The sequence below is a fragment of the Halorarius litoreus genome, from assembly GCF_024362405.1.
GTDB lineage: Archaea > Halobacteriota > Halobacteria > Halobacteriales > Haloarculaceae > Halorarius > Halorarius litoreus.
Genome location: NZ_CP101454.1, coordinates 2,142,780 through 2,161,114, shown reverse-complemented (window position 1 = coordinate 2,161,114; position 18,335 = coordinate 2,142,780). Strand labels below are relative to the sequence as shown.

The window sequence follows — 18,335 nt, the reverse complement described above, 5'->3', positions numbered from 1 at the left end:
ATGCAGGTCGCCGGTACACAACGGAGGAAGCGACCGTATGCAGGTCGCCGTGTGACAGGACGCCGTTACAGGACGACGTCCGAGGGGGTGACGATTTCGACGTTGCCCTGCTTCTGCTGCTCTTTCACGTAGTCGAGCATCTCGGTGAACACGGCACGGTTGTTGTCGGCGTTCGGCCCGATCTGGTTCTGGTGGACCACGTAGAGGCCGTTGTACGCCTTCGCGGGCTCGACCTGGTTCTTCAGCGCCTCGACCGTGCTCGGCTGCGACCGGTTGACGAACGTCGGCCCCATGAGCGCGGACTGCGAGGTGCCGCGCTCGGAGTCGTTGAACGTCAGGAATCCGAGGTCGTGGTACTCCTCGGCGAGCTTCACCGTCGTCGCGTCACAGAACCCCTTCGGGTACATGAGCGTCGTCGGCTTCCCGAGCCCGAACTGGTCCAGAAGCGAGATGTTGCGCTCGAGGCGCTGCCGCTGGATGCGCTCGGACTGGCCGTACAGCGGCTCGAAGTTGTTGCTCATGCTGGTGATCTCCCAGCCAGCGTTCTTGAGCTCCTTCAGCTCCTCGACGGTGAGCCGGTCGGCGTTGCCGACGCGGTCGCCCGGCACCGAGACGGCGCCCGTGATGCCGCGCTTCTCCATCTCGGAGAACGCCACCTCGTAGATGCTGCGGGTGATGTAGTCGAACGTGAACATCACCTGTGCCTTGTCCGAGGTCTTCTCGTGGAACCGGATGTCGTCGACCCAGTACTTCTTGTTCTCGCCGCCGCCGCCGAGAGTGATGAGCATCTTCGTGATGCTGCTCATGTCGGCGCCCGCGGAGTCGATAGACGGGTTGATGCGAATCCACCCGTCGGGGTGCTTGTCGTGGTAGCCCTGGATGAGGTGGGTCGCGTTCCCGCCGGTGTCGTACAGGTAGATGCCGAAGTTGTTCGGCACCGGCCCGTCGATCTTCATCGCCAGCGAGATGTCGCGGTTCGAGAGGTCGATGGGGACCGGGAAGCTCCGCTGGATGGTCCCGCTACGGCCCTCGATGCGCGCCGACTGCGAGCCCTGGTAGACGGTCTCGGAGTCGCCCTCCAGCGTCACGCCCGCGTGCGAGGTCCAGTACGAGAGGTCCTCGAACGTGGCGGCCTTCGGCTGCATCGGCTCGTGCGAGCCGAGGTCGGTCGACTCGGTGGACTGGCTCTGGTCACTCTGCTCGGTCGCCGTCGACTCCGGCGTCGTGGACGACGTGGCGGTCGGGGTCGCCGACGACGTCGGCGAGCCGGTCGCGGCGTCCGAGCCGTCACCGGAGAGGCTGCTACAGCCGGCGAGCCCGACGCCCGTCGCGGCGAGGGTTGCGAGGAACGCTCGTCGTTCCGTGCGGTTCTGGTCTGACATCGCTCTGGTCTCACATCCGGTTGCCGGACACATTCCTATGCGCCGGGTAAGGCCAGCGTCCGGCGCTTAGCCGGGGGATAAAACCCGTGACCCGTCGGTCACACCGCCCGGCAGTACGTCACGTCGCCGTTGGCGTAGACCGTGTCGTACGACGACGGGCACATGCGGTCCTCGTGGACGCGGTAGATGCGCTGGCCCCCCTCACCGTCCGGGAACAGGGGCGCCCCGGTCGTCTGGTACTCGCGATAGAGTAGCTCGTCCTCCTGAGCGGGGCCGTCCGGCGGGACCGTCGCGGCCCGGTACCGCTCTCCGTGGACCCGGTTGTAGACCGCGGTGTAGGGGAAGTCCGTGTAGACGCGACCGGTCTCGCCGGGCGTCGTCGTGGTCCCGATGGTCCGCATCGCCGCCAGTTCCTCCTCGGTGAAGCTGTAGCGGGGCCGCTCCGTCTCGAGGACGGGCTGGTCGACGGTCCCCTTCGGCGAGGCGATCATCGCCATCGGGAAGACGTAGAGGAACACCAGCAGGAACACGAGCAGGAGCGCCGGCGAGAGCCCGCGCCGGAGGTAGCTGAACCCGACGGCCGTGAGGATGGCCATCACGGCGTAGAGGAACGCGAACCAGCGACCGGAGAGGAACGTCCCGATACCGGCGAGCGGGGGCCCGAGGGTGAACCCGGTCATGACGACCACCGCGACGACGAGCGAGAGCACCGCCTGGTTCGTCCGCCCGCGCCGGAGCGCGTACAGACACCCGATGGTCGTCCCGAACAGGAACAGCAGGAACCCCAGGACGTCGAAGTTCGCGACGACGAACTGTGCGAGCGTCGGGCTGGCCGCGGCGCCACCGCCGCTGTTGGCTGCTCCCGTCACCTCACCGATGCCGCCACCGATGGACTCGTAGAGGAAGATGAACGCCGTCTCGAGGAACGGCCGACCGTAGTACGGCGTCAGGCTCCAGGTGAGCGTGAGGAACCCGAGGTTGAACACGACGTACCCACCGAACTCGATGGGCTCGACGTCGCTGGCGCCGAGCGCGTGTGCCGAGCCGTCCGGCGGGTTCATGATGCCCGTCTTCAGCACGTACTGGGTGACACCGCACGCGAGGAGGAACACCGTCAGGATGAACGACGACACCTGGTGGGTGAGCACCATCGCGAGGAACAGCGTGACGACGACGAGCCCGTCTCGCGTGCGCGTGGAGACGCGGAACAGCCGGAGGACCAGCGCGAGGATGGCGAGGAAGAACAGCAGTCCGAGGCTGGTCGGAATCAGGTGGATGCCCCAGCGGATGACCGAGCCGGCGAGGGCGAACAGCGCGGCCGCGAACAGTGCCCATCGAGGCTCGACGAGGTACTTGGCTCCGGTGTACACGAGGACGATGCCGACGGGCATCGCGAGCCCCAGCGAGAGGAACAGCGACCACCGCAGCCCCAGCCCGGTGAACAGCGAGGTGACGACGACGAGCAGGTGGTACAGCGGCGCCATGAGGTACTTCGTCTGGCCCATCCCGGCGATGGAGTGTGCCTCCAGCACCCCGCGTGTGAACTGCGCCATGTGGATCCACGCGTCGATGCCGATGTAGCCGGGCGTGGTGAACACCGCGGCCCACCGGACGACCGCCGCGAGGACGAACACCTGCCCGAGGACGATACCGACGTGCAGGTCGCGGTCGCGGGTGAACAGGAGCTGGCCGAGCACGAGCGTCCCCAGCAGGCTCGCGAGGACGTAGAACTCCTGGGTGCGCCCGCCCTGCGAGTGGGCGAGCAGGGCGAGCCCGGCGGTACCGAAGACGACGACACTCGGCAGGAGGTGGGCGAGCCACGTCGGCATCCGAATCGTGTCGGTGTCGTGCCCCTGGCCGCGGGCGGCGAGGTAGACGAGACACGCGAGCGCCAGCACCGGCGGGAGCGTCTGTGCGTAGATGTGGCTGATGAACAGTTGTACCGGGAGCAACGCGAGCGCCACCACCAGCCCGACGACGGCGGCCGCCCGGTCGAACTCAATCCCTGGCGTCGAAGCCTCCATACGAGTCGATCACTGTCCGCCGGTTGCCGACCGAGAGGGTTTGCTATGCACCGGGTAAATCCGCTGTCTCGGGGGCCACTCGAGCCAGTTCGACGACGAACACCGCGCCCGTCGGCTCGTTGTCCTCGACCCACACCCGGCCGTCGTAGCCGTCGACCAGCTGGTCGACGAGGTAGAGACCGATACCGGTCCCCTGCCCCTCGAGGCCGCGTTCGCCCTCGCCGAAGATGTGGTCCTTGTGCTCGTCGGGGACGCCGGGGCCGTTGTCCGCGACGCGGAGCCGAACGACGTCCTCGTCGGCGTCGAGCGAGATTCGGACGTCCGGGTCGCCGGTCGTGTACAGCAGGGCGTTGCTGAGGAGGTTGCCGACGACCGCCGAGAGGAGTTCGTCCGCCGCGACGCGCACGTCGGGCAGGTCGCCGTCGACCGTGACGGCCGCCTCGCCGTAGAGCTGTCGGGCCTTCTCGGCCTGCTGGATGACGACCTCTCGGGGGTCGACGGGCCGGAGGTCGGTCTCCGACTCGTCGGTGACGGTCTCGACGGTGTCGCCGATGGTCCGGGTGAGCTGGAGGACGTGATTCGCCGCCGTCAGCACCTCCGCGAGCAACTGCTCGCCGCGCGCCTCGACGTACTCGGTGAGTTCGTGCCCGCGCCCGACGACGAGGCTGATGTCGTTCTTCACGTCGTGGCGCATCAGCTGGTTGAGGATGGCGAGTTCCCGGGTTCGCTGGCGGAGCTCTCGCTGGGTCTTCGTCCGCTCGATGGCGTACTGGACCGCGTGGGCGAAGCGCGTGGGACGGATCTCGCCCTTGACGAGGTAGTCCTGTGCGCCACGGCGGACGGCCTCGATGCCGAGGTCCGACTCCGGGCGTCCCGTGAGGACGATGACCGGGACCGTCTCCGTCGCGTCGAGCGTCCGGTCGAGCGTCTCCATCCCCTCGCTGTCCGGGAGCCCGAGGTCGAGCAGGACGACGTCGGGCGGCTCGGTCTCGAGGTGGTCGAGGGCCGCGCCGAGGTCCGTGACGTGGGTGAGTTCGGCCGTGCGGAAGCCGCCGTCCGGCCCCGTCAGGTACTCGTCGGCTTCAAAGAGTAGTGCCTCGATGAGCCGGGCGTCACCCGGGTTGTCCTCGACCAGCAGGACCTGGAGGGGGGCGGTCACGACCGGCCCACCTCCGGGAGGAGCGCCGTCGAGAACCAGAAGGCGTCGAGCCGCTGGACGGTGTCGAAGTAGCCGTCGGCGTCCCGCGGCTTCGGGACGTAGGCGTTCGCGTGGGCGTCGTAGAGCCCGCGCACGTCCTCCGGCTCCTCGGAACTGGTGAACACGACGACCGGGGTGTGACGGAGCGTCGGTCGGGACTTGCACTCGCGGAGGACCGTCCGCCCGTCGGCACCGGGGAGATTGAGGTCCAGGAGGACGAGTGCCGGCAGGTGTTCGGGGGCCGCAGTCCGGAGGTGGTCGAGCGCCTCGGTGCCGTCGGTGGCGACCGTCAGTTGGATGGGGCGGTCGACCGCGTCGAACGCCTCCTGGGCGAGCCGGACGTCGCCGGGGTTGTCCTCGACCAGCAGGACCTCGATGGGGTCGGTCGGCGTCTCGGCGTCAGCCATCGGTCGTGAGCAACTCCGTGACGGTCTGCCCCTCGGCTGCCGTCTCGGCCGCCGTGACGGGGTCGTCGAGGTCGGTTTCGAGCTGTTCGAGCCGGTCGACCAGCGTCGCGTACGAGGCGTTGTCCTCGCGGCTGACCGCGGGCGTCTCCGCCCGGAGCAGCGAGCGCTTGGCCGCGAGCGCGAGGTACTCGCGGACCGGGTCGTCGAGTGACGTGCGTTCGAGCACCGCGGCGACGGTCTCTATCACCTCGTTCTTCAGCCCCGGTTTCACGACGTAGTCGTCGATGGGCATCTCGACGACGTCGAACGTCGGCTCGACGGCCGTCAGCATGACGACGCCGGGGTCGACGTCGAGGATCTTGAGCTTCTCGAGGACGTCCTCACCGGACATCCCGGGCATCCGGCGGTCGAGCACGAGCACGTCCACGTCGTCGGTCAGCAGTTCGAGTGCCGCCCGTCCGCTGTACGCCGTCTGGACGTCGTAGCGGTCCGCGAGCCAGCTGGCGTGCATCTCCGCGAGCCGGGGGTCGTCGTCGACGACGAGCACCGTCGGGGGGCCGTCGCTCCGGAGATGTCTGTCACCCCACGTCGCGAGCGCCTCGATGGCCTCCTGCAGGTCGTGGCCGTGTGGTGTGAGTTCGTACTCGACGCGCTTGGGTGACTCGCTGACCACCTCGCGGTGAACCAGCCCCGACTCGACGAGATCCTCGAGGCTGTCGGTCAACACCTTCCCCGAGACGCCGTCGAGGCTCGTCTTGAGTTCGCTGAACCGGAGGGGGCCGCTCTCCAGCAGCGTCTGGATGATAGCCGGGTGCCACTTCTTGGAGATGAGATTGACCGTCTCGACGACCGTGGCCACGTCCCGGTCACCCGTCACGGTTCGCTCACTCCCATTTCCAGCACGTTCCCCCCGAACGGCCATTATTATAGACGCGGTAAGCGACCGCCGGCTACCGACTCGGTCGACGCGGACGGCCCGAAATCGACCGCCACAGAGACAGAGCACCGAGGTTACTGGATGGTCAGTGAGGGCGGTGAGTCAAGTGTAAGATAGAGTATATGTTTGGCGAGAGTGAGGACCGACTATGCACACGAACCGGGGGCGCTTCTTTCCGCACGACGACGAGGACCGGACGGCCGAGGAGGGACAGCCGGACACCGACGCGACGGCGACCGACGGCGACCAGCTGACGCCCAGTCCCCAGCCGACGCCGGACGCCCAGCCCACTCGGTCGTCGACCCCGACAACCAGTGGGAGCAAGGGCGGGGACCCAACCACCCGCAAGGCACCGACCGGTGCGTCGAGCACCAGCGGGGCGGACAGCGCCAGCGGGGGCGGAACCGGGAGTGCGGTGGAGAGCCAGGGCATCGACCGTCGGACGGTGCTGAAGACGACCGCCACCGCCGTCGCCGGTGCTGCGGTCGGTAGCGGGACGGTCACGGCCACCACTGGTGGGGAGACAGACACGAGCACCGACACGAGTACCGACACGAGTACCGACGCGGAACTCGACCTGCGTGACCTCGGGGGACGACACGTCGTCGGGACGGGCGGCTACGAGACGATCCAGGCCGCGTGGGACGCCGCCGAAGCCGGCGATACCGTCTACGTCCACTCCACATACGACGCCGAGGCTGCGGGCGAGCAGTTTCCCATTCGACTCGACTTCCGCGAGAAGGAGGTGCTGCTGACGGGCGGGCACCCCTCCGGGTCGGTCATCGACGCGCGTCACGCGCCTGACGCGAACGTTCTAGAGGTCATCGGGACGGGCCACGAAGACTACCGGAACAACCCGCTCGTGAGCAACCTGAAGCTCCTCGGCGGGAACGTCGGGCTCCGCATCCGTGCGGCCCCCTACGCGTCGTTCAAGGACCTCGTCTGCTGGATGACGGGCTCACATGGCGTCCTCGTCGACCGCCACAGCGCGAACGGCTCCGAGTACGGCACGTTCGGCGTGACGTTCCGCAACTGCATCGCGTGGAACTGCGGCGGCGACGGCTTCCGGCTCAGCACCGGCGCAAACCCCCACAGCACGACGTTCTACGGCTGTGACGCGCTGCTCAACGGCGGGGCGGGCGTTCGCCTCCGGGGCTACGCCACCCGCTGGCACGGCGGGACCATCCAGAACAACGGGTCGTTCGGGCTCGACGCCCGAAGCGGCTGCTCACAGCAGGTCGACGGGACCTACTTCGAGGGGAACGGCACGACCGAGAGCGGACCGATGGACGTGTTCGTCGACGATTCTGCTCCTGGGTTCACGCTCCACGGCGCGTACTTCCAGGGTGGCTACTTCCGCGACTTCTCGAACGGTCGCGACACGGGCCGGTGGGCCGTCGTCGTCGCCGACGCGCCGCACGCGGACATCCGGAACTGCTCGTTCCGCAACTACACCGGGTCGTTCCTCTACCTCCGGGGCGCGACGGACGCGGACGTCCACCTCGCCTCCCACTGCCCGCTCGACGAGACCACCCTCGTCGAGCACGACGACTGCACCCGGCTCCGGAGCGACGGCGCCGTCCTCCCGACCGACCTCACCGGCGACGCACACCCCGGCCGGTTCGTCGGTGACGTGGGCACGCACGACGGCTCCGGCGACGCACCGTTCGGCCCCGCGACGTGGAACGGCACGGCGTGGGTCAGCGTCGTCGACGGCACGGAACTCTAAGTCGGCAGCGAGTGAGACACACCTGTTTTCGCGGTTTAGGCGCCCGATAATTAGTACCGTGCCCCCTGCAGACCGGATACAGAATTGTCATGACTGACAATCAGCACGATGGGGAGCACCCTGTCGACGAGGTCGAGCGGCGAGAGTTCCTGCAGGCCGCCGGGGTGGCGTCTATCCCGGGTATCGCGGGCTGCAGCCAGGCCAACTACGGGTCGGCGGCGACCGAATCCGCCGAGAGCGTGAGTACGACCGAGGCGACGGCACAGAGTACCTCCCCGACGCTCGAGATCGGTGAGAACCTGAACCTCGGTGGCCGCCGCATCGTGGGCGGTCCCGACGCCGTCGGCTACGACACGATTCAGGCCGCGTGGGACGCCGCCGAGGACGGCGACATCATCTTCGTCCACGGCACCTACGACGCGGAGGCCGCGGGCGAACCGCTGCCCGTCACGCTCGACTACCGCGAGAAGGAGGTGATGCTCTCCGGTGGGCATCCCTCGGGGTCGGTCATCGACGCACGCCACGCCCCTGACACCAACGTCGTCGAGGTCATCGGGAAGGCGCATGCGGACTACCGGAACAAGGCGCTCGTCCAGCACCTCAAGATTCGTGGCGGCAACGTGGGGCTCCGTATCCGCGGGGCGACGTACTCGACGTACAAGGACCTCATCGTCCACGGCGCAGCGGGCGACGGCATCCGCGTCGAGAACCTCACGGAGTCCGACGGAACCGAGCGAAAGTCGTTCGGGATGACGTTCCGCAACGTGATGGTCTGGCGGTGTGGCGGGTCCGGCTTCCGCCTCCAGCCGAACGCGAACCCCCACGGGACGACGTTCTACGGCTGTGACTCGCTGTTCAACGGGCTGGAGACCGGCGCACCCGGTGTCGCCCTCCGGGGCTACTCCTCGCGGTGGGTCAACGGCGTCGTCCAGAACAACGGCGGCTTCGGTATCGACGCCCGTGCGGGTGCCTCGCAGGCGGTCAAGGACGCCTATCTGGAGGGCAACGGGATGGCACAGGAGTACCCCCACGGCATCTTCGTCGACGACTCCTCTCCGGGGTTCGTCCTGAAGGGCTGTTACTTCCAGGGCGGCTACTTCCGCGACGCGCCCAACGGCCGGAACAAGGGCTACCGGGGCGTCGCGGTCGGGGGAGCACCCGGCGTCGAACTCTCCGGCTGTACGTACAAGAACTACACCGACGCGTTCCTCCACCTCCGGAACACCAACGACGCCGACATCCACATCCCGACGCACACGGGGCTCGACGACACGCAGCTCCACAACAGCTGGGACAACGCACGGCTCCGCAGCAGCGGCCTCATCCTCGAGTCCGACCTCCGGGGGACCGACCCCAGCGGTCGGTACAAGGGCGACTACGGCATCCACGACGGCTCGGGCGCGTCGCCGTGGGGGCTCGCCATCTGGGACGGCAGCGACTGGCTCAGCGTGATGAACGGGAAGGTCATCAGATAACGACCACCCAAGCGGTTCAGGAGTCGGCTTACCGGCTCCATAGTAATGCGGGCAGTCGGTCTTTTTCCGTCAAGCGAGACGCGCGACCCCTCGGGGTCGCTGTCTGCGCGAGACACCTATGTACAAAGACCACACCGTCTCCGTCGTCGTCCCGGCGTACAACGAGGAGGACTCGGTCGGCGAGGTCATCCGGACCGTCCCCGAGTTCGTCGACCGCGTGTACGTCGTCGACGACGGCTCGACCGACGACACGTGGAGCGAGATACAGAGACACGCCGCAGCCGTCAACGAGGCCCACGACGGCGAACTCGACCGCCACATCGTCCCCATCCAGCACGAGCAGAACCGCGGGGTCGGTGGCGCCATCAAGACCGGCTACCAGCAGAGCCTCGCCGACGGCATCGACATCGCGACGGTGATGGCGGGCGACGCCCAGATGGATCCCGCGCTGCTCGAGCGGTACATCGACCCCATCGCCGAGGGGCTGGCCGACTACACGAAGGGCAACCGCTTCCTCCACGAGGACATCGAGGAGATGCCGCGGTTCCGCCGGTTCGGCAACCAGGTGCTCTCGACGCTGACGAAGATCTCGAGCGGCTACTGGGGCATCTCGGACTCACAGAACGGCTACGCGGCCATCTCGCGAGAGGCGCTGGAGGCCATCGAACTCGACGAACTGTACGAGTTCTACGGCTACTGTAACGATCTCCTCGTGAAACTCAACGTCGCCGGGATGCGCGTGATGGACATCCCACACTCCTCGGACTACCTCTACGACGAGGACTGGGACAGCCACATCAGTCTCGACTCGTACGTCCCGCGGGTATCGTTCATGCTCCTGCGGAACTTCGGCTGGCGGCTCCGCAAGAAGTACCTCACGCCCCCGCACCCGATGGCGCTGCTCTACGGCGTCGGTGCGGCGCTCGGCGTCGTGGGCGTGCTCGGGACGCTCGCAGCGGTCGCGACCCGCGACGGCGGCGAAACCGGGCTGGTGAGCCTCGTTTTCGGGGTCGTGCTCTTTCTCACGGGCGCCGCGCTCGACCGCGAACTGGAGCCCGACCTGGAGCAGCAGGGAGAGACGCCGGGTGACGGGCACTGACCACGGGTGTGCTTAGCCGCGAGATAATAACGGTGTTACACCTCATGAAATCGGATAGAATGCCTGTCTTCGACGCAGTGGTCTCGACATCGAACGACGACGTGGCCGCGTGTCGCGGGTGGCCACCCCGACCTGTCGACCGGAGGGCCGACCGATGACCGACGACGCCGACGACCGGATGGAGGCGCTGCTCATCGGCATCGACGCGGGCTGTCTCCCCGTCCTCGAGAAACTCTGGGACGAGGGGCGGCTCCCGAACCTCGAACGCATCTGTACCGACGGCGTGTGTTCGCCGCTGGAGTCACAGATGCCACCGTGGACGCCGAGCGCGTGGCCGTCGATGTACACTGGGGTCAACCCCGGGAAACACGGCGTGTTCGGCTTCGTCGACTACGACGGCTACGACTGGCGCGTCGTCGCGGGCGACGACGTGAAGGAACACTCGCTGTGGACGCTCCTCGACCACCACGGGCTGTCGAGCGTGGTCGTGAACGTCCCCGTGACGCACCCACCGGACGAGATCGACGGCGCAGTCATCCCGGGGTTCATCGCCCCCGAGGACCCGCCGTGTCACCCCGATGGCGTCTTACAGGAGGTCCGCGACGCCATCGGCGAGTACCGCGTCTACCCGGCGTACGCCCGCGACGACGAGGGGTGGAGCGACGAGGAGCGCATGGAGGAGTACGAGACGCTCACCCGGATGCGCGGGGAGGCGTTCGACTACCTCGCGACCGAGTACGAGCCGGACTTCGGGTTCGTCCAGTTCCAGAAGACCGACACCGTGTTCCACGAGTTCGGCGGCGACTGGCCGAAGATCCGTCGCGTCTACGAGACGATGGACGAACAGGTCGGCAACCTGCTCGAGGAGCACGACCCCAAACGCGTGTTCGTCGCCAGCGACCACGGGATGGGCGAGTACGAGAAGGAGGAGTTCCGCGTCAACGAGTTCCTCCGCGACCGCGGCTACGTCACGGCCACGCAGGGTGGAAAGGGGATGCCGTCGTGGAACCCCATCCGAACCCAGCTGCGGGAAGGAAACGACGACGACACGTGGGAGCCGAGCCTCACCGAGAAGGTGGCCGCGACGGCCGCGAGCTTCGGCATCACCACCAAACGCATCGGCCTCGGGCTGAACAAGCTCGGACTCGACGACGTGGCGCGCCGGTACGCGCCCGACGGCGTGGTCCGGACCGCGAGCACGCAGGTCGACTTCCCCGCCTCGAAGGCGTACATGCGTGCCCGGACGGAACTGGGCATCCGCATCAACCTCGAGGGCCGTGACCCCGAGGGAGTCGTACCGAAGGCCGAGTACGAACAGGTCCAGGCCGAACTCATCGAGCAGCTCCAGTCGGCCACCGCGCCCGACGGCGAGCCGGTGTTCGAGGAGGTCGTCCCCCGTGAAGCGTACTTCTCCGGGCCGTACGCCGAGAACGCCGTCGACATCGTCACCGTCCCCACCGACTTCGACCACTTCCTCTCGGCGCAGTTGCTCGGCGAGAAGTTCGGCGAGTCGACCGAGCCGTGGAACCACAAGCGCGACGGTGTGTTCGCGGCCGCGGGCGAGGGAATCGACGCCTCGGCGTCAGCCGACGACGCCCACCTGTTCGACGTCGCCCCGACCATCCTCGCGGCGCTCGGCCTCCCCGTGAGCGACCGCATGGACGGCGAGGTGCTCCCGCCCGTCTCGCCGACCGAGGAGTGGAACTACCCCCCGTACGAAGCAGCCGAGACCGTCACCACCGAGGATGCAGCCGTCGAGGACCGGCTCGCAGACCTCGGCTACCTCGACTGACCGGCCCTCCACCTGCCGCCACCGACGCCGCTAGCCGCGGCACTCGCCAGTGCTGACCGACTCGTCGTTCAGGTATCCGACACTCACCCGTCGTCTGTCGGCCGCGCAGCGAGGTGCGACGCCTGTGGCAGTCGCTGGGCGGTGAGGATGAGAGAAGTCCGCCGCAGTCGGCGTCAGCTCGTCTCGGCGACCTGCAGCTCCACCTGCTCGAGGATCTCGTCCGGACAGTACTGCGATTGCCAGTCGAGCCGAGCCCGGATCTCCTGGTAGCCCGGGGGCAGGAGGGTGTACTCGTTCGTCCGACGGTCCTTCTGCCCCTTCTCGATGAGGCCCATCTCGACGAGCGTGTCGAGGTTCGGGTAGAGGCGTCCGTGCCGGACTTCCTGTCCGTAGTACTGTTCGAGTTCGTCCTTGACGGTGAGACCGTTCGGCCCCTCGAGCCCAGCGACGATGAACAGCAGGTCGCGCTGGAACCCAGTCAGGTCGTGTATCATAGTGAACCGGCATCGGATAGGAGCAGATTGTCGAGTATATAGCCCGTAGACCGTACACGATTTTACTCCCCGAATAAACCAGCGTGAACGGTTGAGATGTCGGTATCGGAGCGCACAGGGAGCTAGCCACGGCCGGGACAACCGGGCGAAACGAGAGCTACGCAGTGGATAACCAAGGTGGAACCGCCCGACACCTCGAACGCCCTGGCCCTCTGCCCGACCATGGTGCACCACCAGCCGGGGTGTCTGACATACCGGCGTGCGCCACCGCGCGCACGTCCCCGTTACTCCCGCGGCAGTGCGACGAAGAACGACGAGCCCTCGCCAGGCGTCGACTCGACCCAGACCTCGCCGCCGTGTCGCTCGACGATCTTCTGGACGAGTGCGAGGCCGATGCCCGTGGAGTCCTGAATCTCCGACCGGTAGAACAGGTCGAACACGCGGTCGACGCGGTCCGCCGAGATGCCCATCCCCTCGTCCTCGACGACGAACAGCCAGCGGTCGTCGGCCGCGTCGGCGGTGACGGTGACGTGCGGTCGCTCCCCCGACTCGGTGTACTTGATGGCGTTGCTCACGAGGTTCTGGAACAGCTCGACGAGCTGGCTCCGGTCGCCCTGGACGGTCGGGAGGTCGCCGACCTCGACGGTCGCTCCGGAGTCCTCGATGGCGACCGCGAGGTTCCGGCGGACGGTCTCCAGCACCGCGTTGCAGTCCACGAGTTCGAGCGCCCGGTCGCTCCGGCCGACCCGCGAGTACTCCAGCAGGTCGTCGATCATCTCCTGGAGTCGGTAGGCCCCGTCGACGGCGAACTCGATGAACTCGCTGGCCTCCTCGTCGAGGTCGTCCGCGTGCCGGCGTTCGAGCAGCTGGAGGTAGCTCGACACCATCCGGAGCGGCTCCTTGAGGTCGTGCGAGGCGACGTACGCGAACTGTTCGAGTTCGGCGTTCGACCGCTCCAGTTCGGCGATGGCGTCGTCGAGGTCGGCCTGTGTCGCTCGCCGTGCCGAGATGTCACGGCCGACAGCACACACGTATCGGGGGGTGCCGTCGTCGCCCGTCACCAGCGACGCGGTGAACTCGAAGGGGACCGTCTCGCCGTTGCCGTCGACGAGTTCCAGTTCGGCCGTCACCTCGCCGCCGTCCACGACCGCGTCGAGTTGCCGTCGGGCCTCCGGAACGTCCGCGTCGGCGACGAACTCGAGGGGGTCGGCCCCCCGGAGCGACGTCTCGTCGCGCCCGGTCACCGCCTCGAGTCGGTCGTTCCAGCGGACGAGCCTGCCGTCGAGGTCGAGGACGAAGAACACGTCCGTCAGGCTATCGACGACCGTCTCGAGGAACGCCCGCTCCTCGTGGAACGCCCGCTCGGTCCGCCGGGCCGCGGTGACGTCCCGGACGATGACCTCGAAGCAGTCCGGCCCGACGGGTTCGAACACCGCGTGGTAGTGACGCCCACCCAGTTCGTCGCTGAACTCGCGGCCAGTCTCCGCGTCGAGGACGCTCCGGCCGATCGACAGCAGTTCGCCAGCGGTCGTCGGGTCCAGCAGGTCGTCGAGTTGGCGCCCGACGACGGCGTCGCGCGCGAGACCCAGTCGCTCGGCCGTCGAGGCACCGACCATCCGGACCGTCCCGTCGCGGGCGACGTGCGCCACGTACTCGTCGGCCCGGTCGAGCAGGGCCACCGCCGTCTCGCCTGCCGGGGGGCCGGGGTCGTCAGTACGCACCAGCTCCGTCACCACCGACGCCAACCGGGTCGTGTCCCCGGACGGGACGGTCGCGTCGTACAGGTGCGCCGGGATGTCGTCGGCCGACGTCGTCAACACGACCGGCAGGTCGCGAGCCAGGTCGGCGACTCGGTGGAGGAACGCCCAGCCGTCGGCGTCGAGCGCGCCCGCGTCACAGACGACACAGTCGACCGTCCCGCGCGTCAGTTGCGTCACCGCGACGTCGGCGTCGGGGGCGACGCTCGCGAGGAACCGGGGCGAACTCGCGTCGTATGCCTGCAGGTTGACGACCGGTGCGGGGTCGCACCCGACGTGGAGGACGTGGAGCACGGTCGGGCCGAGGGACATAGATGAGGGCGTCACTCGCTCTGAGTTGCCGGTCGGACGCTCTTATTCGTTGTTGCACCTCTCCGGGCGCCGGAGAGGTCGGCTCGCTGTCGCCGCCTACCACCCGGTAACCCCGGGCGCTTACCGACGTGTTCGGAAGTATACATATTCGGTGCGGTGCAAGCACAGGTATGTCACGAGACCCGTCGACCGCCGACTCGGAACCGACCCCACGTATCCCGCTGACGACGCGCATCAGTGCGGCGCGAGCGCTCCTCGAAGACGGAATGGGCGACGAGTACCCGTTCCTCTCCGGCCGCCAGCAGGCACGCATCCAGGAGGCGATTACGTTCCTCCAGGAGGCCGAAGACGGGTTTCGCGGAGGCGTCCGTGAGTAACTCCGAAGTCGTCCGCCGGGAGGCGACCGACCACTGGCCGAACTTCTCGCTCCGCTACACGTTCAACCCCGAGGACATCGACGGCCCGGAGTTCCGCCCCGACGACCTCGTCGTCTTCGACCCGACGCGGTCCACCCAGAGCGGCGCGTGGATGGCGGCCGCGCGCGACTCGTACGTCGCCATCGAGGAGACGCGTTGACCGGATTAGGAACCTCGTAGGCGCTGAAACGGCGGTCAGGTGCGACTGGCGCGGGGCGCTACACGCTCCATAATAATGCCTTACCTGTGCGACCAGTCGCCCATGCGTGACGTCGACCGAGTGTTCGAGCAGTGTCCAGACTGCGGCAAGTACCTCGTGAAGCTCGGCCCGCACAGCTGTGACGCCGGCGAGTCACGGACGCCGACCCGCGAGCAGCGAACCCGGATTGCCGAGTCCGACCCGCGACCGGACGGCGACCTCGTCCTACTGTTGCCGACCCGCAAGGTCGACGGCTCGTACGCGTACCACGAGGCGACCGACGGTCACACTCCGGTGTGTGGTGGCGGTGGGGCACTGGACGACGACGAGTGGCGCGTCCTGACCCGCCGGGAGGCGCGCGACCGGGGGCGGTCGCCGTGTATGACCTGTCTCCGGCTCAGTGACGACGGCGACACCGCGATGGCCGTGACCGCGGCCAGCGATGGAGCGGACACGGCCCAGGTCGGGCGCAGCGACTGAGCCAACCGCCGACTCCTTACTCCGTGACCCGATTCGCGACGACGATACTCCCGACCCCGAGGAGGGTCCCGGCGACCACGTCCGTCGCCCAGTGGATGCCGAGATACATCGTCGAGACCGCGACGCTCACCGCCAGCGGGACGGCGATGACGGTCCACCGCGGGAACGCCTCGCGGGTCTGCCACGCCAGCCCCCCGACGGTCACCGCCAGCGAGGTGTGCAGCGAGGGGAAGACGTTCGTGTTCGCGTTCACCTGGCTCGTGACGAGCTGAGCGCGGGGGTACGTCGCGTACAGCAGCGGGTCGACCAGGTCCGGAATCAGGTTCCGCGGCCCGTACGAGATGAACACGACGTAACAGCCCAGCCCGACCGCGTAGTTGACGCCGAACGCGACGGCCGCACGCTCCAGGGCGGGCTCGTCGGCCCAGGTGGCGTACGCAACGAACGGGAAGGTGAGCAGGAACACGTAGCCGAACAGGTAGACGCCGGAGAAGTACGCGGTTAGCGCAGGCGTCGCAATGGACTGGACGATCGCGACGAACCCCCCCTCCAGCGAGTAGATGAACCCGGTGATGTTCTTGCCGATGATCCACGACACCTCCGGGCCGTAGTCGCGGGCGACCTTGTTCACCGCGAGGATGCCGACGAGGAAGCCGAGATACGGGGCCGCCTCGCGGGCGCGAGTCGGAACCCGCCGCAGCCCAGCGGTATCGAGGACGAGGACGCCCGCAACCAGGTTCAACGCCAGCGCGCCGCCGAGCACGACCGCGAGGGATTCGAGTACGCTCATCGAAGTCACGAGAGGAGGAGAGCGCCGTCCTCCGAGTAGCGGTAGCCGGCCTCGCGGAACGGTTCACGCGCACGGTCGACGTCGAGTTCGCCCGCCGTGCCGGGGAACGGGAAGACGGGGTCCTCGCCGGTCCACGCGAGTCCCGGCGCGAGCGCGTCGTGGCGCGCCAGTGGACTCACGGCCGGCTGGCCGAACCCGTCGAACACCGTCTCGGTCAGGTACGCCTCGTCGAGCAGGCGGGCGACCGCCCGCCGGAATCGGGTGCTGCTCGTCGGGGAGCGACGGAGGTTGTAGCCGACGTGGTAGAACGAGCGGGGCTGGTCGACGACGAGGTCGGCCGCCGCCGACCGCCCGATGGTCGGCACCGACGCCGGCAGCACCGGCGAGGCCGTCGCGTCCGCCTCACCCGCGTCGACGAGTTCGACGCCGGCCCCACCAGATGGAACGACCGTGAACGCGAGTCGGTCGACCGACGGTCCCCCGGCGTACGGCGCCAGGTGGTCGTCGAGGGCTTCGGGGGCCTCCCGGCGGAGGAAGTGGTCGTCGGCCGCCGCGAGCACCAGCGACTCCTTCGAGGTGCGCCGCTCGACCCGAAACGGGCCGCTCCCGACGGGGTCGACGTTGCGCCAGACGAGCGCCCGCGTCACCCCGCCGCCGAGGTCGAGCCCGGCGACGGTCGCCTGTTCGGCCTTCGACTCCCAGACGTGTCGCGGCAACAGCGGTACCGTCAGACTCCGGGCGGCGACCGCCGGCGAACTCCCCTCGAAGGTGAGCCGGACGGTCCGGTCGCCGAGGACCGCCGTGTCGGTGACTATCGAACCCCGGCCGCGAAACCGCGGGGCGGGAACCGGGCTGTCGAGTCGGCCGAGCGACGTGTCCGCGAGGAACGCGTAGGTGAACGCCACGTCGTCGGCGGTGAGGTCGGTGCCGTCGTGCCACGTCATGTCCTCGCGGAGGCGGACGGTCACCGCCGACTCGCCCTCGGGGGGGTTCGACCACGTCCAGCCGGCGGCGAGCCACGGCGTGACCGACCCGTCGACCCAGCGCCCGAGCGAGTCGTACAGCAAGTCCGTCGCGGTGCCGCCCGAGCGGAGTTCGACGGCGAGCGGGTTCAGGTTCTCCGTCGGCCGCGAGTCCGTCAGCGTCAGCGTGAGCGGCCGGGCGTCGGCTGCGTCCGCGTCGAGCCCCCCGTCGGGGACCGGGTCGAGGCCGAGATAGCCCAGCGTCGTGTGAATCGGGACACGGTCCCAGCCGGTGACCCGGTCGTCGCGCACGGCCCGAACCTCGTCGGGGAACGCCACGACTGAAAACGGCTGGTCGCGGGCGACCGTTCGCTGGACGGCCGCGAGCGTCTCCTGGCGGTCGGCGCCGCGCTGGCGACGCTGGCGGTCGAGCAGGCGGTCGACCTCGAGGTTCGCGTAGCCGACAGGGTTCTGCCACCCCGGCTCGGCGGCGAACCGTGAATGTAACAGCGAGTAGAGGAAATCCGGGTCCGTGCGCCCGGGGAACGGCGCGACGTACAGGTCGAACGACTGGTTCAGGAGAACGTCCCGGAACAGCGACTCGCGGCTCATCGGGACGATGCTGGCGTCGATGCCCACGGCGGCGAGCCGCGTCGCGAGGTAGCGGGCGATGCGGATGGCCCGCGGGTCCGCGTCAGCGGGCGCGGTCTTGATGTCGAGCGAGAGCTGCGAGGGCGCGTCACGAGTGACGATGGAACGGACCTCGCGGACGCAGCCGGCGGTGGCGGCGAGCGCACCGCTACCCGTGGCGGCGAGGAGTCGCCGTCGCGTCTTGTCGGGCGTTGAGGGGTCAGTGGATGGCTGTGTCCGTACCATGGCGTC

16 protein-coding genes are annotated in these 18,335 nt (G+C 68.4%); 7 read left to right on the top strand and 9 right to left on the bottom strand.

Translation table 11 applies throughout. The features are described 5' to 3' along the window. Nucleotides 1-65: 65 nt before the first annotated feature. From NL126_RS11055 to NL126_RS11035, 5 genes are all read right to left on the bottom strand, one after another. Nucleotides 66-1,382, bottom strand: coding sequence for a polysaccharide deacetylase family protein (locus tag NL126_RS11055; protein WP_255194933.1), 1,317 nt, complete (start codon nt 1,380-1,382; stop codon nt 66-68). A gap of 98 nt (nt 1,383-1,480) precedes the next feature. After that, nucleotides 1,481-3,406, bottom strand: a complete 1,926-nt coding sequence (locus NL126_RS11050) for a hypothetical protein (RefSeq protein WP_255194932.1) — start codon at nt 3,404-3,406, stop codon at nt 1,481-1,483. A 43-nt stretch (nt 3,407-3,449) separates the two neighbouring features. Further along, nucleotides 3,450-4,565 carry a hybrid sensor histidine kinase/response regulator gene (locus NL126_RS11045; protein ID WP_255194931.1) on the bottom strand — a complete coding sequence of 372 codons (1,116 nt, stop codon included), beginning with the start codon at nt 4,563-4,565 and terminating at the stop codon, nt 3,450-3,452. Continuing rightward, nucleotides 4,562-5,011 carry a response regulator gene (locus NL126_RS11040; protein ID WP_255194930.1) on the bottom strand — a complete coding sequence of 150 codons (450 nt, stop codon included), beginning with the start codon at nt 5,009-5,011 and terminating at the stop codon, nt 4,562-4,564. Before NL126_RS11040 ends, NL126_RS11045 begins: the two co-directional genes overlap by 4 nt. Beyond that, on the bottom strand, nt 5,004-5,888 hold the full coding sequence (locus NL126_RS11035; protein WP_255194929.1) for a winged helix-turn-helix transcriptional regulator: 885 nt from the start codon (nt 5,886-5,888) through the stop codon (nt 5,004-5,006). Before NL126_RS11035 ends, NL126_RS11040 begins: the two co-directional genes overlap by 8 nt. Before the next feature lie 208 nt (nt 5,889-6,096). Here NL126_RS11035 and NL126_RS11030 point away from each other — a divergent pair, with 208 nt between their 5' ends. The 4 genes from NL126_RS11030 to NL126_RS11015 all read left to right on the top strand — a co-directional run bounded on the left by NL126_RS11030 (nt 6,097) and on the right by NL126_RS11015 (nt 12,043). Further along, nucleotides 6,097-7,677 (top strand): right-handed parallel beta-helix repeat-containing protein, encoded by a 1,581-nt coding sequence (locus NL126_RS11030; RefSeq protein ID WP_255194928.1) that lies wholly within the window; start codon nt 6,097-6,099, stop codon nt 7,675-7,677. A gap of 89 nt (nt 7,678-7,766) precedes the next feature. Next, a complete protein-coding gene (locus NL126_RS11025; protein ID WP_255194927.1) occupies nt 7,767-9,152 on the top strand; it encodes a right-handed parallel beta-helix repeat-containing protein in 1,386 nt (461 codons plus the stop codon). 118 nt (nt 9,153-9,270) lie between these two features. Beyond that, complete coding sequence (locus NL126_RS11020; RefSeq protein ID WP_255194926.1) at nt 9,271-10,251, top strand: glycosyltransferase family 2 protein; 981 nt, start codon at nt 9,271-9,273, stop codon at nt 10,249-10,251. A gap of 154 nt (nt 10,252-10,405) precedes the next feature. Next, nucleotides 10,406-12,043: an alkaline phosphatase family protein gene (locus tag NL126_RS11015; protein ID WP_255194925.1), complete on the top strand. Its 1,638-nt coding sequence runs from the start codon at nt 10,406-10,408 to the stop codon at nt 12,041-12,043. 173 nt (nt 12,044-12,216) lie between these two features. On the opposite strand, the gene NL126_RS11010 is transcribed toward NL126_RS11015, so the two are convergent. Beyond that, nucleotides 12,217-12,534 (bottom strand): helix-turn-helix transcriptional regulator, encoded by a 318-nt coding sequence (locus NL126_RS11010; protein ID WP_255198836.1) that lies wholly within the window; start codon nt 12,532-12,534, stop codon nt 12,217-12,219. A 287-nt stretch (nt 12,535-12,821) separates the two neighbouring features. Further along, nucleotides 12,822-14,606: an ATP-binding protein gene (locus NL126_RS11005; RefSeq protein WP_255194924.1), complete on the bottom strand. Its 1,785-nt coding sequence runs from the start codon at nt 14,604-14,606 to the stop codon at nt 12,822-12,824. 170 nt (nt 14,607-14,776) lie between these two features. Here NL126_RS11005 and NL126_RS11000 point away from each other — a divergent pair, with 170 nt between their 5' ends. The 3 genes from NL126_RS11000 (at nt 14,777) to NL126_RS10990 (ending at nt 15,701) form a co-directional block, all read left to right on the top strand. Continuing rightward, nucleotides 14,777-14,983, top strand: coding sequence for a hypothetical protein (locus NL126_RS11000; protein ID WP_255194923.1), 207 nt, complete (start codon nt 14,777-14,779; stop codon nt 14,981-14,983). After that, complete coding sequence (locus NL126_RS10995; RefSeq protein ID WP_255194922.1) at nt 14,976-15,182, top strand: hypothetical protein; 207 nt, start codon at nt 14,976-14,978, stop codon at nt 15,180-15,182. Before NL126_RS11000 ends, NL126_RS10995 begins: the two co-directional genes overlap by 8 nt. A 102-nt stretch (nt 15,183-15,284) precedes the next feature. Continuing rightward, nucleotides 15,285-15,701, top strand: a complete 417-nt coding sequence (locus NL126_RS10990; RefSeq protein ID WP_255194921.1) for a hypothetical protein — start codon at nt 15,285-15,287, stop codon at nt 15,699-15,701. A 16-nt stretch (nt 15,702-15,717) separates the two neighbouring features. On the opposite strand, the gene NL126_RS10985 is transcribed toward NL126_RS10990, so the two are convergent. After that, nucleotides 15,718-16,491: a phosphatase PAP2 family protein gene (locus NL126_RS10985; RefSeq protein WP_255194920.1), complete on the bottom strand. Its 774-nt coding sequence runs from the start codon at nt 16,489-16,491 to the stop codon at nt 15,718-15,720. A 5-nt stretch (nt 16,492-16,496) separates the two neighbouring features. Continuing rightward, complete coding sequence (locus NL126_RS10980) at nt 16,497-18,329, bottom strand: ABC transporter substrate-binding protein (protein ID WP_255194919.1); 1,833 nt, start codon at nt 18,327-18,329, stop codon at nt 16,497-16,499. Nucleotides 18,330-18,335 lie beyond the last annotated feature (6 nt).